At 67.9% G+C, this 7177-nt stretch carries 6 protein-coding genes and 1 pseudogene; 5 read left to right on the plus strand and 2 right to left on the minus strand.

The features are described from left to right. Nucleotides 1–240 (plus strand): annotated as a pseudogene (locus A5698_RS28550) (HNH endonuclease signature motif containing protein); the annotation flags it as partial. Nucleotides 241–302: 62 nt separating this feature from the next. Here A5698_RS28550 and A5698_RS10025 read toward each other — a convergent pair. Next, on the minus strand, nt 303–2345 hold the full coding sequence (locus A5698_RS10025; protein ID WP_068295958.1) for an NAD(+) synthase: 2043 nt from the start codon (nt 2343–2345) through the stop codon (nt 303–305). Between the two features lie 43 nt (nt 2346–2388). On the opposite strand from A5698_RS10025, the gene A5698_RS10030 reads away from it, so the two are divergent. The 4 genes from A5698_RS10030 to A5698_RS10045 all read left to right on the plus strand — a co-directional run bounded on the left by A5698_RS10030 (nt 2389) and on the right by A5698_RS10045 (nt 6684). Then, a complete protein-coding gene (locus A5698_RS10030) occupies nt 2389–2928 on the plus strand; it encodes a cysteine hydrolase family protein (RefSeq protein WP_068295960.1) in 540 nt (179 codons plus the stop codon). A gap of 35 nt (nt 2929–2963) precedes the next feature. Then, entirely contained in the window at nt 2964–5297 is a 2334-nt protein-coding gene (locus tag A5698_RS10035) for a molybdopterin oxidoreductase family protein (RefSeq protein ID WP_068295963.1), read from the plus strand. Beyond that, nucleotides 5294–5773, plus strand: a complete 480-nt coding sequence (locus tag A5698_RS10040; protein ID WP_068295965.1) for a hypothetical protein — start codon at nt 5294–5296, stop codon at nt 5771–5773. The genes A5698_RS10035 and A5698_RS10040 overlap by 4 nt, the downstream gene beginning before the upstream one ends. Nucleotides 5774–5844: 71 nt before the next feature. Continuing rightward, nucleotides 5845–6684: an NAD-dependent protein deacetylase gene (locus A5698_RS10045; RefSeq protein WP_068295967.1), complete on the plus strand. Its 840-nt coding sequence runs from the start codon at nt 5845–5847 to the stop codon at nt 6682–6684. Nucleotides 6685–6687: 3 nt separating this feature from the next. On the opposite strand, the gene A5698_RS10050 is transcribed toward A5698_RS10045, so the two are convergent. Then, a partial coding sequence (locus A5698_RS10050) for a PUA domain-containing protein (protein WP_353651817.1) occupies nt 6688–7177 on the minus strand: 490 nt, incomplete at its 5' end.

Below are 7177 nucleotides of genomic sequence, written 5' to 3' on the forward strand. Positions count from 1 at the left end.
GTCGAATGGCTCCCCCCACCCGACCTCGACACCGGCCAAGCCCGAACCAACTACTACCACCGCCCCGAACGCCTCCTCCGACCCGACGACGACGACGCCCTGGTTGAAGACACGGCCAAGGATGCCGCAGTGTCGGCCGACAAGGACCCGGCCGCCGAAACCGAACCGGGCGAAGCGCCAACACCCGGCCGAACAACTGAGCCCGGCGGGCCGTCACCTCCAGGAGACCAAGCCGCCTGACCGCGCGAACTCAAACCCGATCACTTATCGCGGACTGTCCGCGCCACCGACCAGCAGCGCCGCTAGTCTTCGGGGATTTCGCGCTCGATCTCGTCGAGCCAGGTGCGGGCGGACATGTCCGAGGGCGCCCGCCAGTCACCGCGCGGTGAAAGCGATCCGCCGTGTGAGACCTTGGGCCCGTTCGGCACCGCCGACCGCTTGAACTGGGCGAACGAGTAGTACCGCTGCGCGAACACCTGTAGCCAGTGCCGAATCTCCTTCAACGAGTACGACGGACGCTTGTCCTCGGGGTATCCGGTCGGCCAGTCGCCGCGTTGCGGATCGCTCCAGGCGTGCCACGCCAGGAACGCCACCTTCGACGGCCGGAACCCGAAGCGCAGCACCTGAAACAGCGAGAAATCCTGCAGCACATAAGGTCCGATCTTGGACTCGCTGCTCTGGATCTCCTCGTCCTCACCCGCCGGCACCAGCTCCGGCGAGATCTCGGTGTCGAGCACCGACTGCAGCACCTCATTGACCTTGTCGTCGAACTGCTTCGACGAGATGACCCAGCGAATCAGGTGCTGGATCAACGTCTTCGGAACGCCGCCGTTGACGTTGTAGTGCGACATCTGATCGCCCACACCGTAGGTCGACCAACCCAGCGCGAGCTCGGAGAGGTCGCCGGTGCCCAGCACGATTCCTCCGCGCTGGTTGGCCAGCCGGAACAGGTAATCGGTGCGCAGTCCGGCCTGCACGTTCTCGAACGTGACGTCGTAGACCTTCTCCCCGCGGCCGAACGGATGGTCCATGTTCTTGAGCATCAGTTCCGCCGTCGAGCTGATGTCGAGTTCGGCGAACGTCACGCCGAGCGCCTCGGCCAACCGTTGGGCGTTGCCCTTCGTGCGCTCCCCCGTGGCGAATCCGGGCATGGTGTACGCGAGTATGTCGCTGCGCGGGCGCTCTTCGCGGTCCATCGCGCGCGCGGCGACGATCAAGGCGTGCGTCGAGTCGAGGCCGCCCGACAGGCCGAGGATGATCTTGGGAAAGTCCAACGCGCGCAACCGCTGTTCGAGCCCGGCCACCTGGATGCTGTAGGCCTCGTAGCAATCCTGTTCCAGCCGTTCGGGATCCGACGGGACGAACGGGAACCGCTCGATGTGGCGCAGCAGGCCGACGTCGCCGGACGGTGGATCGAGCTGGAACTCGACCCTGCGGTACGTGTCGGTCGACGCACTGTGGTGCCTTCGGTTGTCGTCGAACGTGCCCATCCGGATGCGTTCGGAGCGCAGCAGTTCCAGGTCGACATCGGCGACGGATCGGCGCTCGCCTTTGGGGAAGCGCTCGGATTGCGCGAGGCATTCGCCGTTCTCCCAGATCATCGTCTGACCGTCCCAGGCGAGGTCGGTCGTCGACTCGCCCTCCCCCGCCGCGGCGTAGACGTAGGCGGCCAGGCACCGCGCCGACGCGGAACGCGCCAGCAGGCAGCGGTCCTCGGAACGTCCGATGGTGATCGGGCTTCCGGACAGGTTGGCCAGCACCGTGGCCCCGGCCAACGCCGCCGGCGCGCTCGGCGGGACGGGCACGAACATGTCCTCGCAGATCTCGACGTGCAGCACGAAACCGGGCATGTCGGTCGCGGTGAACAACAGATCCGGACCGAACGGCACGTCCGCGTCACCCATCCGGATGGCGCCGCGGATGTCGTCGCCGGGCGCCATCTGGCGTCGCTCGTAGAACTCGCGATAGGTCGGCAGATACGACTTCGGCGCCACGCCGAGCACCCGCCCGCGGTGAATCACGACCGCGGTGTTGTAAATCCGGTGGCGATAGCGCAGCGGCGCACCGATCACCAGGACCGGCATCAGGTCGGCGGAGGCCACGACGATGTCGAGCACCGCATCCTCGACCGCGTCGAGCAGCGCGTCCTGCATCACGATGTCCTCGATCGAGTATCCCGACAGCGTCAGCTCCGGAAACACCGCGAGCGCGACGCTGTCGTCGTGGCAGGCGCGGGCCATCCGCAGCACCGACTCGGCGTTGGCCTGCGGATCCGCGAGCGCCGTGTGATGCGTGCAGGCGGCGACGCGGACGAACCCGTGCCGATACGCCGAGTAGAAATCCATGCCTCATTGTTGCCCGAAAACCGAACGGGGTATGCAAGTCCCCATGAGTGACACCGCCGTGCTGGTCATCGACATGATGAACACCTACCAACATCCCGACGCCGAGAAGCTGGCGCCGAACGTCGCCGAGATCATCGATCCGCTCTCCAAGCTCGTCGCCGAGGCCCGGGAACGTGACGACGTGGACCTGATCTACGTCAACGACAACTACGGCGATTTCACCGCGGAGTTCAGCGACATCGTGCAGTCGGCCCTGAAGGGTGAGCGACCGGACCTGGTCGAGCCGATCGTCCCGCAGAAGGGTTGCCGGCTGATGACGAAGGTGCGCCACAGCGCCTTCTACGCCACGGCACTCGCGTATCTGCTGGGACAGTTGAAGCCGCAGCGGGTCATCCTGACCGGTCAGGTCACCGAGCAGTGCATCCTCTACACGGCACTCGACGCCTACGTTCGCCACTTCCCCGTCGTCGTCCCGCCGGACGCCGTCGCCCATATCGACCCCGAACTCAGCGACGCCGCGCTGACCATGATGAAAAGCAATATGAACGCCGAGATCACGCCCGCGGCGCAGTGCTTGAAGTGAGGTTTCGCCCGGCTTTGACCGGGTAGGCCGTCCGGGTGCCCGCCAATCGGATAGCCGAACCGTGGGGCGCGCGGACTCCGTATCCGCGCGACGGAGAATGGCCTGCGCGACCGGACATGCATCTGGCCGACGGCGTGACGCCGGAATCGGTTGACCGCTGGGTGCAATCGGCAGCCATCCTGCACTCGAACGGCGACGGCCTGGACATCGCGGTGAAGGACGGCCGGATCGTCGGCGTGCGGGGCCGCGAGGCCGACCGTGTGAACCATGGTCGACTCGACCCAAAGGACTTCTACGGGTGGCAGGCCAACGCCTCACCCGATCGCCTCACCACACCGATGATCCGCGTCAACGGCCAACTGACCGAATGTGATTGGGACACCGCCATGGATCAGGTGGTGCGGCACAGCAAGCGCCTGCTCGACCGGTACGGCCCTTCGGCGTTCGGTTTCTACACCTCGGGCCAGCTGTTCCTCGAGGAGTACTACACGCTCGGTGTCATCGCACACGGCGCGATCGGCACCAACCACGTCGACGGCAACACCCGGTTGTGCACCGCGACGGCCGCCGAGGCACTCAAGGAATCATTCGGCTGCGACGGGCAACCCGGTTCCTACGCCGACGTCGATCACGCCGACGTCATCGCGCTGTACGGCCACAACGTCGCCGAGACCCAGACCGTGTTGTGGATGCGGATGCTCGACCGGCTGGCCGGCCCAAACCCGCCGGCCATCGTGTGCGTCGATCCGCGCAAGACCCCCGTGGCCGAGCACGCGACGGTTCATCTGGCGCCGCTGCCCGGCACCAACGTCGCGCTGATGAACGCCCTCCTGCACGAGATCGTGGAAAACGACTGGATCGACCACGACTACATCCACGCGCACGCCGTGGGTTTCGACGAGCTGCGCAAGCGCGTCGCCGAATTCCCGCCCGAGCGCGCCACCGAGATCTGCGGCGTCTCCGCCGACGACATTCGTACCGCGGCGTGGTTGCTGGGCACCGCGCAACGACTGTTGTCCACGGTGCTGCAAGGGTTTTACCAGTCCCATCAGGCCACGGCCGCCGCGGTTCAGGTCAACAACGTGCACATCCTGCGCGGCATGCTCGGCCAGCCGGGATGTGGGGTGCTGCAGATGAACGGTCAGCCGACCGCCGAGAACACCCGCGAATGCGGCGCCGACGGCGACCTGGCCGGCTTCCGAAATTGGTCCAACGACAGTCACATCGAGGAATTGGCGCGGCTGTGGAACCTCGACATGACGCAGATCCCGCACTATGCGCCGCCCACGCACGCGATGCAGATGTTCCGCTACGCCGAGCAGGGCACGCTGCGTCTGCTGTGGATCAGCGCGACGAATCCGGCGGTCTCACTGCCCGAGCTGCGCCGCATCCGCAGCATTCTGAGCCAGCAGCGACTGTTCGTCGTCGTGCAGGACATCTTCCCCACGGAGACAACCGAACTCGCCGACGTGGTGCTACCGGCCGCCGCGTGGGGCGAGAAGACCGGCACATTCACCAACACCGATCGCACCGTGCACCTGTCGGAGAAGGCCATCGATCCGCCCGGTCAGGCCCGCCCCGATCTCGACATCTTCCTCGACTACGCGCGCCGCATGGATTTTCGTGACCGCGACGGCGATCCGCTGCCGTCATGGACCGATCCGGAGTCCGCGTTCGCCGCGTGGCAGCGCTGCAGCGCCGGGCGGCCGTGCGACTACACGGGCCTGAATTACGACATGTTGCGCGGCGGCAGCGGAATCCAATGGCCGTGTAACGCCGAGCATCCCGACGGCACCGAACGTCTCTACGCCGACGGAAAATTCTGGGCGGCGCCCGACTACTGCGAGGCGTATGGGAAGGACCTGATCACCGGTGCACCGCTGGAGCCGACCGAGTACGGGGCGATGAACCCCGACGGCAAGGCGATCATCAAGGCGGCCGAATACCTGCCTGCGCACGAGATTCCGAGCGACGATTACCCGTTCGCGCTGATCACCGGGCGCACGGTGTACCAGTTTCACACCAGGACCAAGACCGGACGCGTTCCGGAACTCGCCGCGGCGGCCCCCGAGGTGTGGGTCGAGTTGGCCGAGTCCGACGCGCGCCGCCTCGGTGTCCGCGACGGCGAGTTGGTCGAGGTCGAAACACCGCGCGGACGGGTCCGCGCCAAGGCGCGCATCACCGGCATCCGCACCGGAGTGCTGTTCCTGCCGTTCCACTACGGCTACTGGGACGCCGACGACAGCGAGCACGACCGGGCCGCCAACGAACTCACCATGACCGACTGGGACCCGGTGTCCAAGCAACCGATCTTCAAGACCGCGGCGGCCCGGCTGGCCGTCGTGCCGACCGGAGCGGAGTCGCGATGAAACTCGGCCTGGCGCTGCGCGAACTGCACCGCTCCGAACTGCGGCTGGCCCGCTCGCTCGACGCGATCGCCGCGCGCCACCACAACGACCACGGCATCTATCACGTCGCGATGGACCTCACCGTCTGGTCGCGCGAACACGTCGACCTGATCGCACAGATCGGTCCCCGCTACGGCATCCGGTTGCGCGCACATCCGCGGACCAAGGCCGTCACCGAGGTGGCCCAGCAGTGGGTCAGCGACCGGCTGGGCCGACGGCCCGAACCCGCCCTGCTGTTGTTGGCGGATCTGCGGCGGCTGCACCGGCTGGCGGCCGGCGTCTCGCTGGACTGGGAACTGCTGGCGCAGGGCGCCCAGGCGGCCAAGGACGAGCGGCTACTCGAGCTGACCCAACGCTGCCATCCGCAGGCCCTGCGGCAGATGCGGTGGGCGAACGCGATGCTCAAGGAACTGTCGCCGCAGGCGCTGGCGAACTAGCGCCTGGTGCGGGCGATCAACCCGCTAAGCACCCGACGTCGGGTTTTCGCCGAGCGCCTACCCTCGATCTGGTGGAGGCACCCGAACTCGTCGCCCTGCTGCGTGACCGGCGCATCGCCGTGCTCACCGGGGCCGGCATGTCCACCGACTCCGGGATCCCGGACTACCGCGGGCCGGACTCCCCGCCGAGCAACCCGATGACGATCCGCCAGTTCACCTCCGACCCGGTGTTCCGGCAGCGCTACTGGGCGCGCAACCACCTCGGCTGGCGCCATATGGACGCCACGCTGCCCAACGCCGGCCACCGTGCCCTGGCCGCGCTCGAAGCGGCGGGCGTGGTGTCGGGGCTCATCACCCAGAACGTCGACCTGCTGCACACCAAGGCGGGCAGCGACAACGTCGTCAACCTGCACGGCACTTACGCGCAGGTGATCTGCTTGGACTGTGCCCAGACGATGAGCCGAGCCGCCCTGGCCGATCTGCTCGAGCAGGCCAACCCGGGCTTCGCGCAGCGAGTCGCGGAGTCCGTCGGCGGTATCGCGGTCGCACCGGACGCCGACGCCGTCGTCGGCGAAACCAGCTCCTTCCGCGTCGTCGACTGCCCCCGCTGCGGCGGCATGCTCAAACCCGACATCGTCTACTTCGGTGAGAGCGTGCCGAAAGAACGTGTGGCCGAGGCGTATTCGGTGGTCGACGCGGCCGACGCCCTGCTGGTCGCCGGGTCGTCGCTGACGGTGTACTCGGGCTATCGCTTCGTGCGCCACGCCGCCGCGGCGGGCATGCCGGTCGCGATCGTCAACCGGGGTCCGACCCGCGGTGACGCGTTGGCGACGGTCAAGGTCGACAACGGATGCTCACCCATGCTGGCGCTGCTGGCCGACGAACTGCCCGCGGTCGCGACCTCGGCGTGAGGATCAGACGGCGACGAGGTCGTCGGCGTGCACCGCGGGGCGTCGTAGCTCCGGCGACAGGTCCGACGTCGAGCGGCCCAGCATCGTCGCCAGTTCACCGCGGTCGTACGCGACCACGCCACGCGCGACCATCGTGCCGTCCTGCGCCCGCAACTCGACGACGTCGCCGCCGTAGAACCGCCCCGACACCGCGGTGATCCCGGCGGGCAGCAGCGAGCGCCGCTGCTTGACCACCGCGCGCACCGCGCCGTCGTCCAGCGTCAGCGCCCCTGCGGCCTCGGCGGCGTAGCGCACCCAGAAGCGGCGCGCCGACATCCGCTCGGGCCGCGGCGCGAACACGGTGCCGACCGAGGCGTCGGACAACGCCGTCGGTGCCTCGGAGGCCGCGGCCAACAACACCGGAACCCCGGCGTCGGCGGCCAGCAGCGCCGACGACAGCTTCGACGCCATCCCGCCGGTGCCCAGATGGCTTCCCCTGCCGGCAACCACGCCG

Source organism: Mycobacterium sp. E136 (assembly GCF_001666865.1).
Classification (GTDB): Bacteria; Actinomycetota; Actinomycetes; order Mycobacteriales; family Mycobacteriaceae; genus Mycobacterium.

Coding starts and splice junctions, on each gene's coding strand:
- A5698_RS10030 (WP_068295960.1), top strand. CDS start 2,389: ATGAGTGACACCGCCGTGCTGGTCATCGACATGATGAACACCTACCAA.
- A5698_RS10040 (WP_068295965.1), top strand. CDS start 5,294: ATGAAACTCGGCCTGGCGCTGCGCGAACTGCACCGCTCCGAACTGCGG.
- A5698_RS10025 (WP_068295958.1), bottom strand. CDS start 2,345: ATGGATTTCTACTCGGCGTATCGGCACGGGTTCGTCCGCGTCGCCGCC.